At 74.5% G+C, this 23,849-nt stretch carries 19 protein-coding genes; 7 read left to right on the top strand and 12 right to left on the bottom strand.

Going from position 1 to position 23,849, the window contains the following annotated elements; genetic code table 11:
- Nucleotides 1-213: 213 nt before the first annotated feature.
- From hemQ to hemE, 3 genes are read right to left on the bottom strand one after another with little or no spacing between them, the layout of a single operon-like run.
- Entirely contained in the window at nucleotides 214-915 is a 702-nt protein-coding gene (hemQ, locus tag GVV04_RS14270) for a hydrogen peroxide-dependent heme synthase (RefSeq protein WP_161688287.1), read from the bottom strand.
- Nucleotides 912-2,321 carry a protoporphyrinogen oxidase gene (gene hemG, locus GVV04_RS14265; RefSeq protein ID WP_161688284.1) on the bottom strand — a complete coding sequence of 470 codons (1,410 nt, stop codon included), beginning with the start codon at nucleotides 2,319-2,321 and terminating at the stop codon, nucleotides 912-914. The genes hemQ and hemG overlap by 4 nt, the downstream gene beginning before the upstream one ends.
- A gap of 10 nt (nucleotides 2,322-2,331) precedes the next feature.
- Nucleotides 2,332-3,423 carry a uroporphyrinogen decarboxylase gene (gene hemE / locus GVV04_RS14260; protein ID WP_161688282.1) on the bottom strand — a complete coding sequence of 364 codons (1,092 nt, stop codon included), beginning with the start codon at nucleotides 3,421-3,423 and terminating at the stop codon, nucleotides 2,332-2,334.
- Nucleotides 3,424-3,557: 134 nt separating this feature from the next.
- Here hemE and GVV04_RS14255 point away from each other — a divergent pair, with 134 nt between their 5' ends.
- Nucleotides 3,558-4,130 carry a DUF3000 domain-containing protein gene (locus tag GVV04_RS14255; protein ID WP_161688280.1) on the top strand — a complete coding sequence of 191 codons (573 nt, stop codon included), beginning with the start codon at nucleotides 3,558-3,560 and terminating at the stop codon, nucleotides 4,128-4,130.
- 113 nt (nucleotides 4,131-4,243) lie between these two features.
- On the opposite strand, the gene GVV04_RS14250 is transcribed toward GVV04_RS14255, so the two are convergent.
- Nucleotides 4,244-5,185 (bottom strand): hypothetical protein, encoded by a 942-nt coding sequence (locus GVV04_RS14250; RefSeq protein ID WP_161688279.1) that lies wholly within the window; start codon nucleotides 5,183-5,185, stop codon nucleotides 4,244-4,246.
- A 79-nt stretch (nucleotides 5,186-5,264) separates the two neighbouring features.
- Nucleotides 5,265-6,506, bottom strand: coding sequence for a S1C family serine protease (locus GVV04_RS33105; RefSeq protein WP_235966008.1), 1,242 nt, complete (start codon nucleotides 6,504-6,506; stop codon nucleotides 5,265-5,267).
- Nucleotides 6,507-6,707: 201 nt separating this feature from the next.
- On the opposite strand from GVV04_RS33105, the gene GVV04_RS14240 reads away from it, so the two are divergent.
- From GVV04_RS14240 to GVV04_RS14225, 4 genes are all read left to right on the top strand, one after another.
- On the top strand, nucleotides 6,708-8,030 hold the full coding sequence (locus GVV04_RS14240) for a ribonuclease D (protein WP_161688277.1): 1,323 nt from the start codon (nucleotides 6,708-6,710) through the stop codon (nucleotides 8,028-8,030).
- A gap of 211 nt (nucleotides 8,031-8,241) precedes the next feature.
- Nucleotides 8,242-9,462 (top strand): thiolase family protein, encoded by a 1,221-nt coding sequence (locus GVV04_RS14235; RefSeq protein WP_161688275.1) that lies wholly within the window; start codon nucleotides 8,242-8,244, stop codon nucleotides 9,460-9,462.
- Nucleotides 9,459-11,528 (top strand): 3-hydroxyacyl-CoA dehydrogenase NAD-binding domain-containing protein, encoded by a 2,070-nt coding sequence (locus GVV04_RS14230; RefSeq protein ID WP_161688273.1) that lies wholly within the window; start codon nucleotides 9,459-9,461, stop codon nucleotides 11,526-11,528. The genes GVV04_RS14235 and GVV04_RS14230 overlap by 4 nt, the downstream gene beginning before the upstream one ends.
- A gap of 155 nt (nucleotides 11,529-11,683) precedes the next feature.
- On the top strand, nucleotides 11,684-12,415 hold the full coding sequence (locus GVV04_RS14225; RefSeq protein WP_161688271.1) for a hypothetical protein: 732 nt from the start codon (nucleotides 11,684-11,686) through the stop codon (nucleotides 12,413-12,415).
- A gap of 181 nt (nucleotides 12,416-12,596) precedes the next feature.
- Here GVV04_RS14225 and GVV04_RS14220 read toward each other — a convergent pair whose 3' ends face one another.
- The 4 genes from GVV04_RS14220 to GVV04_RS14205 all read right to left on the bottom strand — a co-directional run bounded on the left by GVV04_RS14220 (nucleotide 12,597) and on the right by GVV04_RS14205 (nucleotide 18,096).
- Nucleotides 12,597-12,980 carry a VOC family protein gene (locus tag GVV04_RS14220; protein ID WP_161688269.1) on the bottom strand — a complete coding sequence of 128 codons (384 nt, stop codon included), beginning with the start codon at nucleotides 12,978-12,980 and terminating at the stop codon, nucleotides 12,597-12,599.
- Between the two features lie 245 nt (nucleotides 12,981-13,225).
- A complete protein-coding gene (locus tag GVV04_RS14215) occupies nucleotides 13,226-15,766 on the bottom strand; it encodes a malectin domain-containing carbohydrate-binding protein (RefSeq protein ID WP_161688267.1) in 2,541 nt (846 codons plus the stop codon).
- A gap of 408 nt (nucleotides 15,767-16,174) precedes the next feature.
- The gene (locus tag GVV04_RS14210) at nucleotides 16,175-17,356 is read right to left on the bottom strand and encodes a sensor histidine kinase (protein WP_235966193.1); all 1,182 of its coding nucleotides are present in this window, start codon (nucleotides 17,354-17,356) and stop codon (nucleotides 16,175-16,177) included.
- A 71-nt stretch (nucleotides 17,357-17,427) separates the two neighbouring features.
- Nucleotides 17,428-18,096 carry a response regulator transcription factor gene (locus GVV04_RS14205; protein ID WP_161688265.1) on the bottom strand — a complete coding sequence of 223 codons (669 nt, stop codon included), beginning with the start codon at nucleotides 18,094-18,096 and terminating at the stop codon, nucleotides 17,428-17,430.
- A 160-nt stretch (nucleotides 18,097-18,256) separates the two neighbouring features.
- Here GVV04_RS14205 and GVV04_RS14200 point away from each other — a divergent pair, with 160 nt between their 5' ends.
- On the top strand, nucleotides 18,257-19,453 hold the full coding sequence (locus GVV04_RS14200; protein ID WP_161688263.1) for a C39 family peptidase: 1,197 nt from the start codon (nucleotides 18,257-18,259) through the stop codon (nucleotides 19,451-19,453).
- Between the two features lie 15 nt (nucleotides 19,454-19,468).
- Here the strand turns inward: GVV04_RS14200 and GVV04_RS14195 are convergent, their stop codons facing one another.
- Nucleotides 19,469-20,758, bottom strand: a complete 1,290-nt coding sequence (locus tag GVV04_RS14195; RefSeq protein ID WP_161688261.1) for an outer membrane protein assembly factor BamB family protein — start codon at nucleotides 20,756-20,758, stop codon at nucleotides 19,469-19,471.
- 98 nt (nucleotides 20,759-20,856) lie between these two features.
- Between GVV04_RS14195 and GVV04_RS14190 the strand changes: the two genes are divergently transcribed.
- Nucleotides 20,857-22,806: a hypothetical protein gene (locus tag GVV04_RS14190; protein ID WP_161688259.1), complete on the top strand. Its 1,950-nt coding sequence runs from the start codon at nucleotides 20,857-20,859 to the stop codon at nucleotides 22,804-22,806.
- A 70-nt stretch (nucleotides 22,807-22,876) separates the two neighbouring features.
- Here GVV04_RS14190 and GVV04_RS14185 read toward each other — a convergent pair whose 3' ends face one another.
- Together GVV04_RS14185 and GVV04_RS14180 are read right to left on the bottom strand one after the other, a co-directional pair.
- Nucleotides 22,877-23,284 carry a spore-associated protein A gene (locus GVV04_RS14185; protein WP_161688257.1) on the bottom strand — a complete coding sequence of 136 codons (408 nt, stop codon included), beginning with the start codon at nucleotides 23,282-23,284 and terminating at the stop codon, nucleotides 22,877-22,879.
- A 73-nt stretch (nucleotides 23,285-23,357) separates the two neighbouring features.
- On the bottom strand, nucleotides 23,358-23,786 hold the full coding sequence (locus GVV04_RS14180; protein WP_161688255.1) for a hypothetical protein: 429 nt from the start codon (nucleotides 23,784-23,786) through the stop codon (nucleotides 23,358-23,360).
- Nucleotides 23,787-23,849: the final 63 nt, after the last annotated feature.

Raw genomic sequence — 23,849 nt, 5'->3', positions numbered from 1 at the left:
CCCCCAACCACACCCACACGCCCACACGCCCACACGCCCGCACGGCAAGCTCGCGCCTAATACACGGAATTAGTGGCCTTCCCGGCCGGGAAGGCCACTAATTCCGTGTATTTGCGGGGAGGGAGGGGACGGCGCGGGCGCCCGGCGTGCGGGGCAGGGTGGGGGCAGGGGTGGGGGCGGGGGCAGGGGTGGGGGTGTGTCAGGGGTCTGTGGTCACACGAGGCAGGAGACGATGTCGGCGATCGGGCGGCGGCGGCCGGTGTAGAAGGGGACTTCCTCCCGGACGTGCAGACGGGCCCGGGACCCCCGCAGGTCGCGCATCAGGTCGACGATCCGGTGCAGCTCGTCGGCCTCGAAGGCGAGCATCCACTCGTAGTCGCCGAGGGCGAACGAGGCGACCGTGTTGGCCCGCACGTCCGGGTAGCCCCGGGCCATCTTGCCGTGCTCGGTCAGCAGCTCGCGCCGCTCGGCGTCCGGCAGCAGATACCACTCGTACGAGCGGACGAACGGGTAGACGCACGCGTACGCCCGGGCCTCCTCGCCGGCCAGGAACGCCGGGATGTGGCTCTTGTTGAACTCCGCCGGCCGGTGCAGCGCCATCTGCGACCAGACCGGGGTCATCGCCCGGCCCAGCGTGGTCCGGCGGAACCGCAGGTACGCGTCCTGGAGCGCGTCGCTGGACGACGAGTGCCACCAGATCATCAGGTCGGCGTCGGCGCGCAGCCCGGCCACGTCGTACGTGCCGCGGACCGTCACGTCCTTGCCGGCCAGCTCCTCGAAGAGGGCCTCGACCTCGCCGGTGACGTTCTCGCGCAGTGACGGCAGTGGGCTGGTGGCCCGGTACACCGACCACATCGTGTAGCGGATGCTGTCGTTCAGCTCCCGCAGCCGGCTCGCGTTGGTCTGCTCGGTCATGCTGCCGATCCTCCCAGTGCTGTGATGATCTCTTCGGCCGCCGTCGCGCCGGAACGGACGCAGACCGGGATGCCGACGCCGTCGTAGCCGGCGCCGGCCAGGGCCAGCGTCGGGTGCGCGCCGCGCAGCGCCGCCCGGGCGGCGGCCACCCGGTCGAGGTGCCCCGGGGTGTACTGCGGCAGCGCCCCGCCCCACCGCTGCACGTGGCTGGCCACCGGCGCGGGCAGCGCCGTGCCCAGCACCGTCGACAGCTCCCGGTGCACGGTGTCGACCAGGTCGGCGTCGGTGACCTGGAGGGAGGCCTCATCGCCGTACCGGCCGACCGAGGCGCGCACCAGGGCCAGCCCGTCCGGCCGGGCCAGGTGCCCCCACTTGGTGGTGAAGAACGTCGACGCCTTGATCAGCAGCCCCTCGGTGGCCGGCACCAGGAACCCGGACAGCGCCGGCAGCGCCGGCGCGGGCAGGGCCAGGGTGATCAGCGCGACGCTGGCGTAGTCCAGCGCCCCGACGGTGGCGGCGGCCTCCGGGGCCGTCCCGGCCAGCAGCCGGGCTGCCGGGCGGGCCGGCACGGCCAGCACCACGGCGTCCGCCTCGACCGACTCCGGGTCGCGGGTCGGGCCGACGGTCAGCCGCCAGCCGGTCGCCGTCGGGGTCAGCTCGCGTACCGCCGCGTCCCGGCGGATCGTCGCACCGCTGGCCGTGGCGGCGGCCTCGACCAGCCGGCTCAGCCCGCCGGCCAGGGTGCCGAAGACCGGGGCGCCGGGGGCGCGCGGCGCGGCGGCCTGCGCGGCCCGGACCGCGCCGACCAGGGTGTGCTCCGCGCGGGCCGCGCGGGCCAGCGCGGGCATCGTGGTGACCAGGGACAGGTCGTCGGCCCGGCCGGCGTAGACGCCGCCGAGCATCGGTTCCACCAGCCGGTCCACCACCTGGTCGCCGAACCGGGAGCGGACCAGCGCCCCGACGGAGACGTCCGCGCCGGGGGCCAGCAGCGGGCGGCCGGCGTCGCGGTCGGCGTCCGCGGTCGGCTGCGCGACCGCCGTCACCTTCGCCAGATCCCCGGGTACGCCCACCAGCGTCCCGCCGGGGATCGGGCGCAGCCCGCCGTCGACCACGAGGGCGGCCTGCCCGACGGTGGGGTGCACGATCTCGTCGGCCAGCCCGAGCCGGCGGGCCAGGGCGACGGCGGCGGATTCCGCGCCGGCCGGGTCGCGCATCAGGAACGACTCGGCGCCGAACTCGACCGGCTGCCCGGCCAGCTCGCCGGTGCGGAGCTTGCCGCCGAGCGCGCCGGACTGTTCGTACACGGTGATCTCGGTGCCGGCGGGCGCGCGGTCCCGCAGCCGGACGGCGGCGGCCAGCCCGGTGATCCCGCCCCCGACGATCGCCACCCGCCACGGTTGCCGCACGGTCACTCCCTCACTCCGTCGGACGCGCGGACACCTCGTGTACCAGCGCGACCACCCTGGTCAACACGTCCGGATCGGTCTCCGGCAGCACGCCGTGACCGAGGTTGAACACGTGGCCGGGGGCGGCCCGGCCCTCGGCGAGGATCCGCCGCACCTCGGCCTCCACCACCGGCCACGGGGCGAGCAGCACCGCCGGGTCCAGGTTGCCCTGCACGGCCCGGTCGGCGCCGATCCGGCGGGTCGCCACGTCCAGTGGGGTACGCCAGTCCACCCCGACGACGTCGGCCCCGGCTTCGCCCATCGCGCCGAGCAGCTCGGCGGTGCCCACCCCGAAGTGGATCCGGGGCACCCCGGCGTCGGCCAGCCCGGACAGGACCTTCGTCGAGTGCGGCAGGACGTACCGCCGGTAGTCGGCCTCGGAGAGCGCGCCGGCCCACGAGTCGAACAGCTGCACCGCGGACACCCCGGCGTCGACCTGCACCCGCAGGAACGCGCATGCCACGTCGGCCAGCCGGTCGCAGAGCGCGTGCCACAGCTCCGGGTCGCCGTACATCAGGGCCTTGGTCTTCGCGTGGGTGCGCGACGGGCCGCCCTCGACCAGGTAGCTGGCCAGGGTGAACGGGGCGCCGGCGAAGCCGATCAGCGGGGTGTCGCCCAGCTCGGCGACGAGCAGCCGGACCGCGGAGTCCACGTAGGAGACGTCGTCGCGGGTGATCGGCCGGATCCGCTCGACGTCGGCGGCGGTGCGCACCGGCTCGGCCACCACCGGCCCGGTGCCCGGGACGATGTCCAGGTCCACTCCGGCGGCGGCGACCGGGACCACGATGTCGCTGAACAGGATCGCCGCGTCGACCCGGTGTCGGCGCACCGGCTGGAGGGTGATCTCGGCGACCAGCTCGGGGCGGCGGCAGGACTCCAGCATCCCCACGTTCTTGCGGATCTCGCGGTACTCCGGCAGCGACCGGCCGGCCTGGCGCATGAACCAGACCGGGGTGCGCGGGCCGTCCTCGCGCCGGCAGGCCCGGACGAACGGGGAGTCGGCCGGCCCGCCGCGGCGGGATTCTCCGTCTCGGGCGGCAGCGCCCGTGGTGTCGGTGGTCATCGCGGCAATCGTGCCACGCCCCCGACGCCCGTCTCCCACCCCCGCCACCTTTTGTGACCCACCCCCGCCCGGCGGGGCGGGCTGTCGGCGTGCCGTTTCCGGCAGCCGGGCGGGAGGCGGCATAGGCTGCCCTCATGGTTCCCCCGATCGCGCTCCCGGAGACCTTCGCCCGCGCGGTCGCCGGGCTGCGGTCGGCCGCGCCCCGGTCGGAGATCATCCTGGAGGAGGTCGGCGCACCGCAGCGGCTCGCGCCGTACGCGTTCGCGCTCTCCGCGACGGTGTTGCGCGACGGCGACGAGGTCGCCACCGGGCGGTTGATCCTGCTGCACGACCCGGCCGGGCACGAGGCCTGGCAGGGCACCCTGCGGCTGGTCACCTACGTCACGGCGGAGCTGGAGTCCGACCTGGCCACCGACCCGTTGCTGCCCGGGGTGGGCTGGACCTGGCTGACCGACGCGCTGGACGCCCAGGAGGCCCCGCACCGGGCGATCGGGGGCACGATCACCCAGACGATGTCGACTCGGTTCGGCGACCTGGCCGGGTCGCCGACCGTCGCCGACATCGAGATCCGGGCCTCCTGGACGCCGCTCGGCGAGGACCTGACCCCGCACCTGCTGGCCTGGTGCGCGCTGCTCGCCTCGACGGCGGGTCTGCCGCCGCCCGGGGTGACCGCCCTCCCGGAGCGCCGTCCGGCCGGCGCCGCCTGACCCGCCGACCCGGCACGGCGAGCCCATTCCGAGGGCAGGGACGAGACGGAAACGACGCGGGCCGCGCCCACCGGACCGGAATCCGGTGAACGCGGCCCGGACGGGCGCACCCGTCAGAGGTAGTCCTCGGCCTCGTCGCAGATCTTGTTCATTCCCTGGGTGGCCTTGTCGTACGCGGCCTTGTTGTTCGCCGCAGCCGCGGTCAGCGCGGTGGTGAGCTTGTCCAGGCAGGTGGCGATGACCTTCTTCTGCCGGGCCTGCTCGTCGCGGTCGTTGCGGGTGCCGGTGAGGTCCTGCTCGGTGTTCGAGAGCTTGTCCCGCACGCCCTGCAGGTCCTTCTTGAGCTTCTCGATCTCGGTCTTGTTCGCCGTGATCGTCCCGTCCCGCTCGCTGACCTGGGCGGTCAGCCGCTTCTCCGTGCGGTCCAGCTCGTTGCCCTTGGTCACGTAGAGGCCGGTCATCACGCCGCCGAGGACGAAGAGCAGCCCGGCCACCAGGGCCAGCACCAGCACGCTGCGCCGACCCTTGCCAGCGGCGGGCGCCGCCGGGCCGTACGGCGGCACGCCGGGCGGGCCGGACATCGGCTGGCCGAAGCCCGGACCGGAGGCCGGGGGCACCGACATCGGCTGGGCGTACCCCGGGGCGGAGACCGGCGGGGTGGAGACCGGCTGCCCGAACGGCGGGGCGGACTGCGGCGGCTGCTGACCGTAGGCCGGCGCGGGCGGGGCGGACTGCGGCGGCTGCTGACCGTACGACTGCGCGGGCGGGAACGACTGCGCGGGCGGGAACGACGGCGGCGGCTGCTGGCCGTAGGCCGGCGCGGGCGGGGCGGACTGGGGGGCGCCGTACTGGCCCGGCTGCGGGGCGCCGTACTGGCCGAACTGCTGCGTCGGCTCCGCCGGGGGCTGCGGGCTGCCGTACTGGCCGGGGGCGAACTGCCGGGTCGACTCGGCCGGCTGGCCGGTCGGGCCGTACTGCTGGGGCGCGGGCTGGCCGGGGTCTGCCGGCGGCGGGTAGGGCGGCTGGCCCCCGGACCCGCTCGGTGGCTGGGACATGTTTCTCATCCTCCAGATGACTGGCCCGTGGTCGGACGACGGCGTCGGACCGGGCTGGTACGAGGCAGCGACGGCCGGTTCAGCAGATCCGGAAGCCGTCGCAGGCGACCTTGATGGGTACGGCGAGGCCAATGCCCTCGGCATCGCGGGCCTTGGCGGTGGCGATCCCGACGACCTGCTTCTGGCCGTTGATCACGGGACCACCCGAGTTTCCGGGGTTGATCGGCGCGTCGAACTGGATGACGGGCCCCGAGCCCTGCTCGGCCTTGCGGAAGGCGCTGACCACGCCGGTGGTGACGCTGTCCTGGAGGCCGAGCGGCGCGCCGACCACGACGATCTGCTGGCCGGACTTGACCGCGGCGGACGCCGTCACCAGGCCGGTGAACTTGCTGTTGGTGCGCAGCTGCGCGACGTCGTTCGCCTCGTCGACCTTGACGATGGTGGCCGGGTACCGCTGGTCGGTGCGCTCCAGGAAGACCTCCCTACCGCCGCCCTGCCAGACCGACTCCACCACGTGGAAGTTGGTGAACAGGTTCGTCCCGCCGCCGTCGGCCGGCTTGCCGACCGCGAAGGCGGTGCCGGTGAACTGCCCGGCCCGCACCCGGAACACGCTGGGCAGCACGGCGCTGGCCACCGCCTCGGGGTTGAACTGGGCCCCCGCCTGCTTCTCCAGGACCTGGGCCCGCTGGTCCAGGTCGTCGAGCCGGGTGCCGTCGCCCTGCTGCGCGGCGGCCAGCCGCTGGTCGGTCGCGGAGAGCCGGCCGGAGAGCCGGTGGATCTGGTACGCCTGCACGCCCGCCACCACGGCCAGCACCACGGCCAACCCGAGCGCGACCAGGGTGAGCGCACGGCCCCGGGCGCGTGGGGTCGGGGCGGCGGCCGGGGCCGGCACGGCGGGCCAGGACGGCCCGGGAGACGGCATGCCCTGCGGCGGGTACGCCTGGCCGGAGGCCGGGGGCTGCGCGGCCGGACCGCCGGGCGGGGTCGGCTGCTGCCCGTGCACCGGCGGGTACTGCCCGGCGGCCGGCGCCGGCCCACCCCACTGGCCGGCGTTCGGCGGCGGAGCCCAGCCGGCCTGACCGGGGACGGGGGCCTGACCGGGGACGGGGGCCTGACCGGGGACAGGGGCCTGACCGGGGATTACGGGCGGCGGGTACGGGCCGGCGGCGGGTACGGGCGGGACGATTCGTGGCGGCAGCGGGCCGGGCCGGGCCGGGCCGGGCCACGCCTCGGCGGTACGGGCGGGGTCCTGCCAGCCGTCCCCGGAACCCTCGTCGGGTCCCTGCCCCGTGCCTGTCGGACCGTACCCAGCCGTCGTCATCGCCACGTCCTCCCCGTAGACGCCCCCGATGCCCGCCGACGCGGGTTCGTCACCGGTCGGCGGCCCGGAGGACCGTACCTGCGCTGTCGCGCTTTGTCTCCCCCGATGTCCGACCCTGCCATGTCGGGTCAAGGCGCCGAGGCCGACACACGCCGTACCCGGCTGCGCGCACCGGATCCTCCGGCGCACTAGGGTTGGCAGGTGACCGACGAACCACCCCTGCGCCGTCGGGCCGCCGAAAACCGTGCCGGAGACGCGCCGCACCACTCGCCGTCGGCCGCGCCGGAGCCGGTGGACGCGGTGCCCGAACCGACCGGCGGCGAGCCCGTGCCGCTGACCGCCCCCCGCGACGGCACCCCTCTGCCGGTGGCCACCGAGGCCGAGCTCGCCGAGGTGGTGGCCCGGTTCGCGGCCGGCACCGGCCCGGTGGCCCTGGATGCCGAGCGCGCCTCGGGGTACCGCTACAGCCAGCGCGCCTATCTCGTCCAGCTACGGCGGGCCGGCGCGGGCACTGCGCTGATCGACCCACTGCCGCTGCCCGACCTCAGCACCCTGGACGCGGCGATCGCCGACGTCGAGTGGGTGCTGCACGCCGCCAGCCAGGACCTGCCCTGCCTGGCCGAGGTGGGGCTGCGCCCGCGGCGGCTGTTCGACACGGAACTGGCCGCTCGGCTGGCCGGATTCGAGCGGGTCGGCCTGGCCGCGCTGACCGAGCAGCTACTCGGGTTCACCCTGGAGAAGCACCACTCGGCTGCGGACTGGTCGAGCCGGCCGCTGCCGGAGTCGTGGCTCACCTACGCCGCCCTTGACGTGGAGATGCTGACCGACCTGCGCGACGCCCTCGACGGGGAGCTGGCCCGGCAGGGCAAGTCGGCGTGGGCGGCGGAGGAGTTCGCCGCCCTGGTGCGCAACGGCGCCCGCCCACCCCGGGTCCGCGCGGAGCCGTGGCGGCGCACCTCGGGCATCCACCGGGTGCGCGGCGCCCGTGCCCAGGCCAGGGTCCGTTCCCTCTGGTACGCCCGGGACCAGATCGCCGCCCGCCGGGACGCCGCGCCCGGCCGGGTGCTGCCGGACTCGGCGATCGTGGCCGCCGCGGAGCTGGACCCGGGGGACGAGAAGACCCTGCTCACCCTGCCCGGGTTCGGTGGCCGGTCGGTGCGCCGGCTGGCCCGCACCTGGCTGGCGGCCCTCGACGACGCCCGGCAGTTACCGGAGGACGCGCTGCCGGTCACCCCGGCGGTGGAGGGGCCTCCCCCGCCGCACCGGTGGGCGGAGCGGGACCCGGTGGCCGCCGGCCGGCTGGCCCGGTGCCGGGAGGTGGTGGTTCGCATCGCCGGTGCGCACACCCTGCCGCCGGAGAATCTGATCACCCCGGACTCGGTGCGCCGTCTCGCCTGGACCCCGCCGGACGAGGTCACCGAGGACGCGGTGGCCGAGACGCTGCGCGGCTTCGGCGCCCGCGAGTGGCAGATCGCCCTCCTGGCCAACGACCTGACCGCGGCCCTGGCCCCCCCGACCCCCTAACCCCGACCCCGGCCACCCGCGGGGGCAGTGGGGCAGAAGGTGTCAGTGGGGCGCGGGGGCGGTGTGGGGTGGGACACAGTGGGGTGGGTGCCGGCGATGGTTACTGGCGAGTAGCATCCGAGGGGCCCCGCCCGTGCCGGCGACCTTCATCCGGCCCGAAGTGCCGCCCGTCGGCGCCCGAGGCCGAATTTTGGTCGAGAAGGAGGCTCAAGTGCCCCGTGAAGTCCGGGATGTCGTCTTCGTCGACGGCGTCCGCACCCCGTTCGGCAAGGCGGGTGGCATGTACGCCAACACCCGCGCCGACGACCTGGTGATCCGCTGCATCCGCGAGCTGCTGCGCCGCAACCCGCAGCTTCCGCCGGAGCGGGTCGAGGAGGTCGCCATCGCCGCCACCACCCAGATCGGCGACCAGGGCCTGACCATCGGCCGCACCGCGGCCCTGCTGGCCGGCCTGCCCAAGACCGTCCCCGGCTTCGCCATCGACCGGATGTGCGCCGGGGCGATGACCGCCGTCACCACCGTGGCCGGCGGCATCGCCATGGGCGCGTACGACATCGCGATCGCCGGCGGCGTCGAGCACATGGGCCGGCACCCGATGGGCGAGGGCGTCGACCCCAACCCGCGGATCGTCGCGGAGAAGCTGGTCGACCCGTCCGCGCTGGTCATGGGCGCGACCGCGGAGAACCTGCACGACCGGGTCCCACAGGTCACCAAGGGCCGCGCCGACGCGTTCGCGCTCGCCTCGCAGCAGAAGACCGCGAAGGCGTACGCCAACGACAAGCTCCAGGGCGACCTGGTGCCGATGGCGGTCCGCGACGCCGACGGCGGCTGGGGGCTGGCCACCGTCGACGAGGCCCCCCGGGACACCTCGCTGGAGAAGCTCGCCACCCTCAAGACCCCGTTCCGCCCGCACGGCAAGGTCACCGCGGGCAACGCCGCAGGCCTGAACGACGGCGCCACCGCGAGCCTGATCGCCGCCGAGGACACCGCCCGCGAGCTGGGCCTGCCGATCGCCATGCGGCTGGTGTCGTACGGCTTCGTCGGCGTCGAGCCCGAGGTGATGGGCGTCGGCCCGATCCCGTCGACCGAGAAGGCCCTGCGCATCGCCGGCCTGAGCATCGACGACATCGGCCTGTTCGAGCTGAACGAGGCGTTCGCCGTGCAGGTGCTCGCCTTCCTCGACCACTTCGGGATCGCCGACGACGACTCCCGGGTCAACCCGTGGGGCGGTGCGATCGCCGTCGGCCACCCGCTCGCCTCCTCCGGCGTGCGGCTGATGACCCAGCTCGCCCGGCAGTTCGCCGAGCATCCCGAGGTCCGCTACGGCCTCACCGCCATGTGCATCGGCATCGGCATGGGCGGCACGGTCATCTGGGAGAACCCGAACTGGACCGGTTCCGCCGCCGAGGCTGGACAGGAGGGCAACAAGTGAGCGCGCTCGCCGCACCGAACGAGGTGGTCACCAGGGCGCTGCTGCGTCAGGTGAACGTGCCGGGGCTGGACCGGCCGGCCGCCCTGATCACCCTCGACAACGGCTTCGACCACACCAAGCCGAACAGCTTCGGCCCGGGCGGGCTGACCAGCCTGGACGAGGCGATCACCGCAGCCCTCGCCGCCGACCCGGCGTTCGTCGCGGTCACCGGGAAGCCGTACATCTTCTGCGTCGGGGCGGACCTCACCAGCCTGCCGCAGCTCGCCGACCGGGAGCAGGCCCTGGAGATCGGCCGGCTCGGCCACCGGGTCTTCGCCCGGCTCAAGGACAGCCAGGTCCCGACGTTCGCCTTCGTCAACGGCGCGGCGATGGGCGGCGGCCTGGAGCTGGCCCTGCACTGCCACTACCGGACCCTGTCCGGCGGGGCCTCCGCGCTCGCCCTGCCCGAGGTCTCCCTCGGGTTGGTCCCCGGCTGGGGCGGCACCCAGCTCCTGCCGAACCTGATCGGCATCCCGGCCGCCACCCAGGTGATCCTGCAGAACCCGCTGATGCAGAACAAGATGCTCAGGCCGAAGCAGGCCGCCGAGCTGGGCATCGCCGACGTGCTGCTGGAGCCGGCGGACTTCCTGGAGCGGTCCCTGGAGTGGGCCGCCGGCGTGGTCCGCGGCGAGGTCACCGTGACCCGGCCCGAGGTCGACAAGGACATGTGGGCCGGCGTGCTGTACTTCGCCCGGCAGACGCTGGACCAGCGGCTGCACGGCGCGGTCCCGGCCGCGTACCGGGCGCTGGACCTGCTGGAGACGGCGAAGGACGCGGACTTCGCGGCCGGCACCGCCGCCGAGGACGAGGCCCTCGCGGACCTGATCTTCTCCGAGGAGCTGCGCAGCGGGCTGTACGCGTTCGACCTGGTGCAGCGGCGGGCCAAGCGGCCGGCCGGCGCGCCGGACAAGGGCCTTGCCCGCCCGGTCACCAAGGTCGGCATCGTCGGCGCCGGCCTGATGGCCAGCCAGCTCGCGCTGCTGTTCGCCCGCCGCCTCCAGGTGCCGGTCGTCATGACCGACCTGGACCAGGGCCGGGTCGACAAGGGCGTGGGCTACGTGCACACCCAGATCGAGAAGGCCGTCAGCAAGGGCCGGATGGACAAGGGCACGGCCGCCAAGCTGTACGGCCTGGTCAGCGGCTCGGTCGACAAGGCCGTGTTCGCCGACGCCGACTTCGTCATCGAGGCCGTCTTCGAGGACCTGGGCGTCAAGAAGCAGGTCTGGGCCGAGCTGGAGAAGATCGTCTCCCCGGAGGCGGTGCTCGCCACCAACACCTCCAGCCTGTCGATCAGCGCGATGGCCGAGGAGCTGGAGCACCCGGAGCGAGTGGTCGGCTTCCACTTCTTCAACCCGGTCGCCGTGCTGCCGCTGCTGGAGATCGTCCGGGGCGAGCGCACCGACGACGCCACCCTGGCCACCGCGTTCGCGGTCGGCAAGCTGCTGAAGAAGTCGTCGGTGCTGGTTTCCGACGCCCCGGCGTTCGTGGTGAACCGGCTGCTCACCCGCTTCCTCGGCACCGTCTTCGCCGCCGTGGACGCGGGCACCCCGCTGGACGTGGCGAACGCCGCGCTGGACCCGCTGGGCCTGCCGATGCGCCCGCTCGCCCTGCTCCAGCTCGTCGGCCCGGCCGTGGCGCACCACGTGGGCGGCACGCTGCACGCGGCGTTCCCGGACCGGTTCACCGTCAGCGAGAACCTGAAGCGGATCGCCGAGGCGGGCCAGCCGATCGTGGTCGACGACCAGATCAACGACGAGGTGGCCAAGCTGCTCGTGGTCGGCGACGCGCCGCTGACCGCCGAGCAGGTGCGGCAGAACGCGCTCGACGCGCTGGCGCAGGAGATCCGGCTCATGCTCGACGAGGGCGTCGTCGCCGAGGCGCAGGACATCGACCTGTGCATGATCCTCGGCGCCGGCTGGCCGTTCCACCTGGGCGGCGTCACGCCGTACCTGGACCGGACCGGCACCAGCGAGCGGGTCACCGGCCGGCGGTTCCTGCCACGCGGCGCGGCCAGCCTGCCCGCCTGACCCACCCCGCTCCCCCGCGACCGCGGTGGCACGGGCGTCCCCCTGGGGCGCTCCGGCCACCGCGGTCGTCGTTTCAGCCGGCGGGCAGGGCAGCGGCTGTCGGACCGGCTGGCTACGATCACCGCTCCTGATCGACTATCTGGAGCTGACTCAACATGTCCCAGCCGGGCAACCCCTACCCGAACCAGCCGCAGCAGCCGTACGGCGAGCAGCCCGCCCCGCAGCAGGGCGGCTACCCGCCGGCCGGCCAGCCATACGGCCAGCCGTACGGCGCGCCGGAGGCCACGCCGCTGCCGCCGGCGCCGAAGAAGTCCAAGACCGGCAAGATCGTGCTGATCGTCCTGGCCGTGGTGCTGGTGCTCTGCTGCGGCGGCGGGGCGATCGCCTGGTTCGCCGTCAAGGACGACGTCAACGACGCGGTCGAGGCCACCAAGACCCGGGTGACCGCACCGGCCACCCTCGCCGGCCGGGCGAAGGCCACCGATCCCGCGCTCCAGACGGCGGTGGAGGGGATGATCTCCGAGATGAAGTCCACGGTGCAGAACGAGACCAGCACCGCCGGGGCGTTCTACGGCGACATGGCCAAGAATGACCTGGTGATGATCGCCGCGGCGTCCGGCCTGGTGACCGACCCGAAGAAGGAGCTGGACGACACGTTCACCGGCATCGGCACCGAGCTGACCGTGAGCAACGTCGTCGCGGTGGACCCGGGCCCGCTGGGCGGCGAGGCGCGCTGCGGCGACGGCAAGAGCGAGGGCGTCAAGCTGGGCGTCTGCGCCTGGGCCGACAAGGGCAGCGTCGGCATGATCGTGACGTACTTCAAGACCGGCGCACAGGCGAAGGCCGAGTTCGTCACCATGCGCGGCCAGATCGAGCAGCGCTCCTGACCCACGCGTGACAAGGGCCCCCTCCGCCATCGCGGCGAAGGGGGCCCGTCCCGTCCGCCGGGTCACGCCGTCGCGGCCCGCCCGCTCCAGCTTCCATACACCCACTCGTTCACGGAAAGAGTGGTCATTCCGGCGGGAATGGCCACTCTTTCCGTGAAAGTGCCGTCAGGCCGTCAGGCCGTCAGGCCGTGGCGGCCCGCTCGGCGGTGCTGCGCAGCACGCAGAACTCGTTGCCCTCCGGGTCGGCGAGCACCACCCAGCCGGTGCCGTCCGGCCGCCGCCGGTCGTCGACCTGGGTGGCACCGAGGGCGAGCAGGCGCTCAACCTCGGCGTCCCTGGTCCGGTCGGCGGGCTCCAGGCACAGGTGGACGCGGTTCTTCACCGTCTTGTCCTCCGGCACCTGGATGAACAGCACGGTCTCCCCGTCTCCGGTGAGCACCATCGCCTCCGGGTCACCGGGGAAGTCGTCGGGCTGCCGCTCGGAGCCGAACACCTCCGCCCAGAAGCCGGCCAGCGTGTAGGTGTCGTGGCAGTCGAAGCTGATGTTCCTGATCCGTGCACTCACGGTGTTCCTCCATGAAGGAGTGGAGCGCCCCGCGTGATCGGCAGAGGTCAGCGGCGGGTGAGGCGGGGCGCGGGACTGGTCGTGGACATCAACCGCACCTCCCTCCGGCCGTCGGGCTGACGCAGCCGATCTTGTCAGCCCCCGCCGGTCCGGGCAACGCCTTTTCGGCGTACCCGGGAACGGGCCCGGCCCGGCCCCGCGCGGACGCGGAACCGGGCCGGGACACCCCGTGGTGCGACGGGGGTCTACGGGCCGACGAAGGCGGCCTTGGCGCGCCAGTCGACCCCGTCCACGGCGGGGCCGCTGACGGTGGTGAACGCGCCGGTGGGCACGCCGCCGGCCCACGCGGTCGAGGCGAGCGCGCCGGTCGAGCGGCTGACCCGGTACAGGGTGCCGCCGGCCAGCAGGAGCGAGCCGGTGTCGGTGAATCCGGTCACCCCCGCGACGGTGAACTTGTCGGCGCCGACCGCGCCGCTGTCCGGGGTGAACCAGCGCCAGTACAGGCCGCCCTGGCCGGCGAGGGTGTAGTAGAGCCGGCCGGCGGTGTAGAACATGCCGGTCACGTTCGCGATCTCGGGGTAGAAGTTGGTGTTCACCCCGACGAAGGTCTGGCCGGTCGGCCCGGAGTCGGTCTCCACCGTGTCCCAGTACGCGTCGTGGTACGGGTCGACGAGGCTGGGCGTGCCGAAGGTGGCCCCGTCGAAGGTACGCCGCTGGAGCGCGCCGTTCATCGCGTAGAACAGGGTGCCGCCCACCCAGAACGCGCCCCTGGCCGTGGACCACGCGGTGTTGTCCGGGTTGGCCACCGGGGTAGCCGCGCCGACCGTGGCCGCCCCGTCGTACGAGCGGGCCTGCACCTCGTCGCCCGTGCCGGCGGGCGGCGGGCCGGTCTTGACGATCTCGATGGCGTTGACGATCGGGTTCTCCACCACGTGCCCGAAGTCGATGTCGACGCTGCCGTCGCTGACGATCGTGAACGACCGCATGGTGCCGATGTCGTGCCCGGGCGTGGCCGACAGGTCGAGGTTGTCCAGGACGAGGGTGCCGTCGAGCGTCACGTCGAAGATCCGCTTGCCGGGGGTCGAGGTGCCGGCGTACCGGTTGGCGAGGTAGAGGCGGACCTCCACCTCGGTGCCGGCCGGCACCGGAAGGTCCCACTGCATCTCGGGGGCGGCCGCGGCGTCGTACCGCTCGGTGTTGAACAGCCCGGCCGGGGTGCCGGCCGGGACGGTGGCGTCCAGGCTGCCCACGGCGGCGAAGCCCGAGGCGCTGCTGCCGGCGTTGTGGTACGGGCTGGGGTTGCCGGCGTCGTCGGCGCTCCAGTCCGGCCCGCCGGTGGTGGAGGCGACGGCGGGGCCGCCGGCGTTCACCCGGTGCAGCACGTTGGTGGGCACCGGAATCCCGGCCTGGTAAACGGTGCCGGGCAGGCCGGCGGTGGTGGTCGGGTGCGGGGCGTTGCCGCCGGTCAGCGGGAAGAACGCGATCCGTTCCCGGCGGTAGGAGAAGTTGCCGATCCAGGACTGGTCGGAGCCGAGCCAGATGCCCTCCGGGGTGACCAGCAGCTCGGCCACGCCGTAGCCGCGCGGGCGCCGGCCGGGGTTCCAGGACAGCGGCAGCCCGTTGCCCGGGTCGAGGGCGGCGATGCTGGCCCGGCCGATGGCCCCGGCCTGCGCGGAGTCGCCGCCGAAGCTGTTGTTCAGCCAACGCAGGTGCCCGCCGACGTAGACGGCCTGCTCGCTGATCCCGACGGAGAGGAAGGTGTCGCCGCCGGAGTAGTCGATCCAGGTGGGCTGCTGGGCGTCGCCGGTCGCGGCGGCCTCCCAGCGGGCGGCGGTGTCGCACAGCGTTCCGCTGTACTTCCCGCCGGTGGTGACCACCACGAAGTAGCTGCCGTCCGGGGCGAAGGCCACGTCCCGCATGTACGAGTCGAACGCCCCGTACGAGCAGCGCGGGGTGTACCGGCTGGTGTTCCAGTCGGCGACGGTGGCGGCGGTGGCGCCGAGGTCCAGCTTCACGATCTGGTCGTGCAGCACCCCGTCGGCCTTCTTGAAGTTGCCGATCACCACGAGCTGGGTGCCGTCCGGGGAGAGCGCGAGCTTCTCCGCGCCCACGCCGGCCTTGGCGCCGCTCACCCCGTCGTAGTTGTGGTTCTCGGTGAGGGTGGTGGTGAGGTAGCCGTCCAGCGCGCCGGTGGCGGCGTTGAGCGAGGCAAGCCCGCCGCGCGGGTTGGCGTTGCCGGCAGTGGTGAAGATGCCGCCGACGAGCAGCCGGTTGCCGGCCAGGGCGACGTCGTCGACCAGGCCGTTGAACGCCGGCCCGGCGAAGCTGGTGACCGTGGCCCCGGTGGCGACGTCGACCAGGGCCACCTTGCGCCGGGTGACGCCGTTGACCGTGTTGAACTTGCCGGCCAGGTAGACGGTGCCGGCGGTCGGCCCGGCCGCCACCGCGCTCACCTCGTTGTCGACGGTCGGCGCGAACGCGGTGTCGACCTCTCCGGTGGCCTTGTCGAAGGCGAGCACGTAGTCACGGGTGATGTCCACGTCGGAGTTGCGGTTGCGCACCTTGCTGAACGATCCCGCCGCGATGATCTTCGTGCCGGCGTCGTGGATGGCGAACACCGTGCCGTCCTGGATGTTCGGCGACGCGGCCGACGGGACGGTGGAGACCACGGTGGGGTGGCCGGGCGCGGCGCTCGCCGGGCCGGCGACGGCGAGGCCGGCGGTGGTCAGGGCGGCGGCGGTGAGCGCCGCCAGGGTTCGGCGGGCCAGGGCCGAGGGGTGGGTCACGGGCAACTCCCGGAGCATGTCGAACGGGGGGTGGCCGCGGGCGCCGGACGGCCTGAGGCGCGGCCGGTCCTGGGCGCACCGCGTGGGACATGGCGCCATCACACCTTGGCCTATCGTCCGGCGGCCGTCCAGCACGGACGGCGTATTGTGCCCGACCGCTCGGTGGCTCTGCCCGACCGCGTCGGTCCGCCGGCCGAGCGCCCGGGGCGGACCGGCTACCTGACCTGCCCGGACCAGCCCACCCGGCTGACCCGCCGCGCCGGGTCAGCCGGGCCGGGCACACGAAAAGCTGAGCGCCGGGCGGGCCCGGCGACGTGCCGCCGTCCTGGCGGGACGTTGGTGCGGGCCGGCGCGGCGCACCGACCCCCGCTGGCCCGCCGGCGTGCCGCCAGGGCGGCGGGCCGGGCGTCACCGGTCGGTCGTGAGCCGCCCGCCGCCGTGGGCCTGGCCGGTCAGAACCGGCGTGACGTCGGCGGGCAGGGTCACCGTGACCTCAAGGCCGCCGCCGGGCTGGGCGACGACCCGCACGGTCCCGCCGTGCGCGTCGCAGACCGCCCGGACGATGGACAGTCCCAGCCCGGAACCCCGGGCCCCGGTGCGTTCCTGCCCGCCCCGGCGGAACGGCTCGAACAGCCCCGGCACGTCGGCCTGACTGACCTCGAACCCGGTGTTGGCGACGACCAACCAGGACGAGCGGCCGTCCGTGCCGGTGCGCACCCGGATCAGGCCGTGCAGGTGGTTGTAGCGGACCGCGTTCTCGATCAGGTTTCCGGCCAGCCGGTCCAGCAGCCCGGGGTCGCCGACGACCGGGGCCGGCTCCAGGGACGTCTGCACCCGCAGCCCGATCCGCTCCACCTCCCGGCGCACGGCCGAGAGCGCGTTGACGGTGCCTGTGGCCAGGTCGCACTCGGCGCGCCGGCCCAGCCGCCGGCCGGCCTGGGCCTCGCTGCGGGCGAGCACCAGCAGCGCGTCGACCAGCCCGTTGGCCCGCTCGGAGGCGTCCCGGACCACGGTGGCCATCCGGCGGTACTCGGCGGCGTCCGCCTCGTCGTCGCTGAGCGTCACGTCGATCTCGGTCCGCATCACCGCCAGCGGGGTGCGCAGCTCGTGCGAGGCGTTGGCCACGAAGCGCTTCTGCGCCTCGAACGCGGCGGCGATCCGGTCCAGCATGGCGTCGAACGTCTTGGCCAGCTCGGCCACCTCGTCGTCCGCCCCGGACCAGCCGATCCGCTGGTCGAGGGTGGCCTCGCCGAGCCGCTGGGCGGTCGCGGTGACCTGGTGCAGCGGGCGCAGCGCCCGCCCGGCCACCGCGTACGCGCCGGCCACCCCGACCACGCTGATCGCCAGCAGCGCCACCAGGCCCTTGGCCAGCAGCTCGTTCGACGCCGCGTCGACGAGCTGCTGCTGCCACTGCCCGGCGTCGAGCAGCCGGCCGTCGGCCAGCAGCACGGTGGTGCCGGGGACCAGCTCGTCGGTGGGGCGCAGCGCGTCGCGGACCAGCAGCCAGGCCAGCAGCACCAGGATCGCCCCGGCGCCCACCAGCAGCACCCCGTTGAGCAGGGTGAGCCGCAGCCGCAGGGTGGGCCGCAGCCGGACGGCCGGGCGGCGCAGCGCCGGCCAGGGCAGGGCGCGGCGGCGGGCGGCGGGGCGGGTCGGGGCGCTCACGCCGACCCCTCGGCGGTGCGGTAGCCGGCGCCGACGACCGTCTCGATCAGCGGCGGGTCGCCCAGCTTCTTGCGCAGGGTCATCACGGTGACCCGGACGATGGTGGTGAACGGGTCGGTGTTGGCGTCCCAGACCCGTTCCAGCAGCTCCTCGCTGGAGACCACCGCCCCGCGCGCCTTGAGCAGCTCGGCCAGCACCCCGAACTCCTTGTTCGTCAGGTCGACCGGCACGCCGCCCCGGGTCACCAGTCGACGGGCCGGGTCGAGCTCCAGGTCGGCGACGGCGAGCACCGGCGGGGCCGCCGGGGTGGCCCGTCGGCCGAGCGCCTGCACCCGGGCCACCAGCTCGTCGAAGGCGAACGGCTTGGGCAGGTAGTCGTCCGCGCCGAGCTGCAAGCCCTCGACCCGGTCGGCGACCGTGCCGCTGGCGGTGAGCATGAGCACCCGGGTCAGGGTGCCGGAGGCGGCCAGCTCGGCACAGATCTGGTCGCCGTGCATGCCGGGCAGGTCCCGGTCCAGCACCACCACGTCGTACCGGGTGACGAAGGCCATCTCGTGGCCCGAGTTCCCGTCGTAGGCGACGTCGACCGCCATGCCGCGCTTGCGCAGCCCACGCGCGATCGCGTCGGCGAGGTTGCGCTCGTCCTCGACCACCAGTACCCGCATACCCGACCTCCCCGCCGGCTGAACTGCCGACAAACCTAGTGCCGGCCACCAAACCGGCGTCGCGCCGCCCGCGCCGCCGACCGCCGGCCGCTCCGGCGTTGCAAAAAATCTCCGGGTACGGGATGCTTCCCGGCGCTGATCTGCGGCGGAGGGAGCGGCGATGACCGGACTGGCCCCGACCACCCGGCGGGACGTCGTCCACCGGCGCTTCCGGCTCCCGGCCGAGCTGGCCGCCGGGGTCGGCAACGGGGTCCGCGCGGACGCCTCCGGCGCGGTCATCGCCGCCCCGACCGGCCGGCTCGCCCACCCCGACGACCCCACCCGCCGGTACGACACGGCGAGCTGGACCTCGCCGCCGGTGTCCACCGGGTTCCCCGTCGCCGAGGTGGTCCCCTCCTGGGCCGCCGACACCCCCGACGGCTGCGGCGTCCTCGTCGAGCTGCGCGGCTGGCACGCCGACGCCCCGGCCACCGACTGGTACACGCTGGGCCGCTGGGCCGCCGACGACGAGCCCTTCGGCCGCACCTCCGTGCCCGGCCAGCAGGGCGCCGACGCCCGGGTGGACACGGACACCCTGGTCGTCACCGGCGCGACGGTCACCGGCTGGCAGGCCCGGGTGACGCTGCTGCGGCCGGCCGGCGGCACCGCCACCCCGGTGCTGCGCGCGCTCGGCGCGGTCGCCTCCGGCCCACAGCCGGCCACCCCGGTCGACACGCACCGGGCCGCCGAGGGTGACCGGGCCGGCTGGGGCCGGGTGCTGGACGTGCCCCGGTACTCGCAGCGGCTGCACGGCGGGCACGCGGGGCGCTGGGGCGGCGGCGGGGACTCCTGGTGCAGCCCGACCAGCGTCTCGATGGTGCTGGACCACTGGGGCGCCGGCCCGACCCCCGACCGGTACGCCTGGGTCGCGCCGCCCGGCCCCCGGCCGGTGGTGGTGCACGCCGCCCGGCACTGCTACGACCCGGCCTTCGACGGGGCGGGCAACTGGTCGTTCAACACCGCGTACGCCGGTGGGCACGGGGTGGACGCGTTCGTCACCCGGCTGCGGTCGCTGGCCGAGGCCGGGGCGTTCGTGGCCGCCGGGGTGCCGCTGGTGCTCTCCGCCGCGTTCCGCCGGGGCGAGGTGCCGGGGCTGGACTACGACACCAGGGGGCACCTGGTGGTGCTGGTCGGGTTCACCGCCGACGGCGACCCGGTGCTCAACGACCCGTACGCTCCCGACGACACGGGCGTGCGCCGCACCGTGGGCCGGGACCGGTTCGAGGCCGCCTGGCTGGGCGGCAGCGGCGGGATCGTCTACGTCATCCGGCCGCCCGACGTGCCGCTACCCCCACCGCCCGCCCAGCCCAACTGGTGACCCCGCACCGGGGGGTCACCGGGGCAGCCGCCACCAGCCGTACGCCCCGCTCTGGCGGCGGCAGAGCAGGTCCCGGCCGCTGGAGAAGCATTCCCCCATCACGTCGGGCAGCACGTCGAGCCACCGGGCCACCGCCCGCGCCGGGTCCAGCTCGGCGACGAGCAGCCCGCCTTCCCGGGTGCGCCGGGTGCCGAACAGCGGCTCGTCCGGGCCCTGGTTGGGCACCGGATCCCAACCCCCCAGCTCGGCGACCGTCCGCCCGGTGGCGGCGTCCAGCACGGCGAGCTCCATGTCCCCCACGCGGGCTCTGCTGGCCGCGAGGAGCCGGTCACCCCGGGCCGCGAAGATCCACTGCCAGCGCGGGTTGACCCACCTGGGCCGGTGCGTCGCCGGGTCGAGCGCCGACAGCCCGGCTTCCCGACCTCCGACGCAGAGCAGGTGGCCGCACTCCGCCAGGTACTCGTTCGGGGACAGGTCGAGTTCCCAGCGCCGGTCCAGCGCGTCCAACCCGTACGCGGTGACCCGGTCGCCGCCCGCCACCCCGTTGGCGGCCCTCACCAGCAGCAGGTCCCCGGCGAGGCCGGCGCCCTGGTATCCGGCGGGACGCGAATCGCCGGTGAGAAGGACCTCCCCGGACCCGGCGTCCCGCACCTCGATCCGCCCGGACTCGGGGATCAGCACGACCTGGTCGACCTCCGCGCCCCGGTGGCGGTAGGCCATCCGGCCCTGGTCCACCGAAGCCGACCACCGGAGCCGCCCCGACGGCAGATCCACCCCGCGCAGGCCGGCCGTCGTCTCGTCGCCCTGCATGAGAAGGAGCAGCCCGCCGCCGACGGTGGGAACCGGGTAGCCGGGCTGCCGCCACCGTTGCCTCCCGGTCGCCGCGTCCAGGGCGGCCGTCTCGGCCCCTCCGCCGTCCCGGCCCCCGGTGATCAGCACGAACCCGCCGTGCTCCTGCACCCCGAACCGCCCCTCCCCGCCGGGTGCCGAGGTGCGCCACAGCGGTCGCAGGGCACCACCCGCGCCGGCCGGGGTCGCGTAGGCGGTCACCTCGCGCGTCCCGCCCCATGACGTCTCCGGGTCCGCCACGTACAGCCGGCCGCCAGCGACGCGGACCTCGGCGCCAGGCCGGGCGACGACGACCGCCGGGACGGGCCGCGCGACCGGCGCGGACGAGGCCAGGGTGAGCAGGGCGACGGCCCCGGCCAGCGCCACCCGCAGCGGCCGGCCCACCGCCAGGGACGGGCGGGGCGGCGGGCCCGGCGTGACGTCGCCGCGCAGCTCGCCGAGGTCGATGACGGCCACTGGTGTTCCTCCCCGGTTCGGCTGCCGGCCCGCCCGGTCGGCGCCGGGGCACACCGGCCGGCCGGCATGACGCGTCGACGTCTGTACGATGGCCCGTCGTGGCTGTGCCGGTGGTAGACCCCTCGCTGAACTCCGACCCCGTACCCGTCGCGCCGCGGGCCGCGACGGCCGCACCCGACGGGGCGTACACGGGCACACCGCGTCGGCCCCGGCGGCGACCGACCCGCGCCGATGCCCTGGCCATCGGAGCCTATGTGCTGCTCGGCGTTCTCGTGTGCCTGAACTACTGGGGGGACGTCCAGCACCGGGTGTCGTCGCACCTGCCGACCGACCACAGCTGGTTCGAGTGGCTCTTCTCGCACGGCGCGTACTCGCTGCGCCACCTGGAGAACCCGCTGTTCTCCATGCGGCAGAACGCCCCGGACGGGGTGAACATGATGGCGAACACGTCGGTGCTCGGCGCCACCCTGCCGCTGGCCCCGGTGACGTGGCTGTTCGGGCCGCAGGTGACGTACGCCCTCTACCTCGGCGGGGCGCTCGCCGCGACGGCCGGCACGTCGTACTGGATGCTGTCGCGGCACCTGGTGCGCTCGCGCGCGGCGGCGTTCGTCGGCGGCGCGTTCCTCGGCTTCGCGCCCGGCATCGTGCACCACGCCAACGGGCAGCCGAACTTCGTCTCGAACTACCTGCTGCCGGTGATCGTGGCCCGGGTGCTGCGGCTCGGTGAGCCGGGGCGGAGCTGGCGGCGTGACGGGGTGGTGCTCGGCCTGCTGGTGGCGTACCAGATCTTCATCAACGAGGAGATGCTGCTGCTGACCGCGCTGGGCCTGCTGGTGGTGGTGGCCGCGTACGCGGTGCAGCGTCCCCGGGCGGCACGGCAGCGGGCCGGCGGCTTCCTGGCCGCGCTCGGCCTCGGCGGCGGGCTGACGCTGCTGCTCACGGCGTACCCGATCTGGTTCCAGTTCAACGGCCCGCAGTCCTACCGGGGCCTACAGGGCGGGGTGTTCCACAACTGGGGCGAGGACCTGGTGGCCTTCGTGACGTTCGCCCGGGACACTGCCGCCGGGGACGAGGCGGTGGAGAAGACCATCGGTCTGACCGAGCAGAACAGCTGGTTCGGCTGGCCGCTGGTGCTGGTGGCGCTGGTCGCGCTGGTGCTGCTGGTCCGCCGGTCGCTGGCGGCCCGGATCGTCGCCGTGCTGGTGGTGGTCTTCACCGTCGCCTCGATCGGCCCGGTGGTGCGCTTCGACGGCGCGGAGACCACGATCGACGGGCCGTGGGCGTACATCTCGGACGACCTGCCGCTGGTGGAGATGATGATGCCCACCCGGATGGCGCTGGTGGTGGCCGCCGCCCTCGGCGTGCTGCTCGCCCTGGCCTGGGATGCCCTGGCCCGCACCGCGCAGGCCCCCGCGCCGGTGGTGCCGGCCCCCCGTTCCTCCGCTGGCACCACCGGCTCGACGGCCCCGGCGCAGGCCGCCGGGACCCGGACCGGCCCCACGTCCGGCCCGGCCCGCGCGCGCCGCTGGCTCCGCCCGGTCGGGTACGCCGCCGTCGCGCTCGCCGTGCTGCCGCTGGTGCCCCGGCCGCTGCCGGCCCAGCAGATCGACCCGCCGCCGCGCTTCATCACGGCCGGCGGCTGGCGGCCCTACGTGCCGGCGGGCCGGACCCTGGTGCCGGTGCCGATCCCCAGCAACGTGCACGGCCTGCCCACCCTGCGGTGGAGCGCGCTGACCGGGCACGCGTTCCCGGTCCCCGGCGGCTACTTCATCGGCCCAAACGCCGACGGCGAGGGCGTCTTCGGCGCCCCGAACCGGCCGACCAGCACCCTGGTCTACTCCACGATGGACGCCGGCACGCTGCCGCCGCTGACCGACGAGAACCGCCACCAGGCGGTCGAGGACCTGCGCTACTGGAAGGCGTCGGTGGTCGTCCTCGGCGCGCACCCCCGCGAGGCGGTCCTGCGCGACCTGATGACCGCCCTGCTCGGCCCGGCGCAACGGGTCGACGACGTCTGGCTGTGGGACGTCCGCCCGCTGGTCGGCTGAGCCGCCCACGGCCGGCCGGCGGCCCGTCCCCCGGTTGGGGGGAGGACCGCCGGCCGGGTGAAGCGTGGGCTCAGCCGCAGTGGTCGTTCCACTCGATCATGCGGATGTACTTGTCGCCGACGATGCCACCCCAGTCGACGCAGTCGTTCGGGGCGTACGCGTAGACCGGGCCGGCGTACTGGCTGTAGGTGCCCTCGTCCTTCACCCAGTCCGCGCCGGACCGCTCCACCATCGCCGACATGAACTTCTTGGTGCCGGGGGTGTTGGTGACGGTGACGACGCAGTTCCAACCGCTGTTGTACGTCAGGAAGATGGTTCCCCGGCCGTTGCCGGCGTCCATCTTGTCGATCACGCTGTAGCCGCTGCCGCAGGCGCCGTTGTAGGCGGCGGCCTGGGCCGGCGCGCCGGTGACGGCGACTGCGGTTGCGGCCAGCGCGGCGACCGTGCCGACGCTCGCCAGCTTGTGGGTGACGCTCATTGGGTCCTCTCGTCGGATCAGGGTGCAGGTGCGGGCCGGGGCGCGGTCGGGCGCACCCCGGCCGGGGACGACGTCAGCAGACCGTGCTGGTCGAGCCGCCCGTGGAGTTCAGGTAGCCGGTCACGTGCGTGCAGTGCGCGGCGGTGTTGGCCGGCTTGCCCCACAGCTCCGACCGGGTGGTGTTGTTGAGCTCGCCCACGCCGTAGTCCGAGCCGCTGTCCGAGTGGTCGATCACGTGGACGTACAGGTCCCAGTTCGAGTGGGTGTTGCGGTACTGCTCCCAGACGTAGATGTAGGCGTAGTTGTAGCCGCAGCCGTAGTACTGCTTGACCGACGCGGCCTCCATGCCGCCCACCGTCAGCACCCGGGTGGTGCCGATCTGGCGGACGCTGGAGCAGCTGGCCGGGGTGCTGGCCAGCGCCGGCGACGCGTTGACCAGAACCCCGGCGCCCGCGGCGGCGAGCGCGGCGGAGACGGCGAGGGCTCGGCGGAGGATAGCCATGACGTCCTGCTTTCTCTGGTGGACCATCGTCGTCCACCAGGCAACCAGACGCCGGGTCGCGCT

Source organism: Micromonospora rubida (genome assembly GCF_009908295.1).
Taxonomy (GTDB): Bacteria; Actinomycetota; Actinomycetes; order Mycobacteriales; family Micromonosporaceae; genus Micromonospora; species Micromonospora rubida.
The sequence above is the reverse complement of the archived record's forward strand: the minus strand, read 5'-3'. Positions and strand labels throughout refer to the sequence as shown.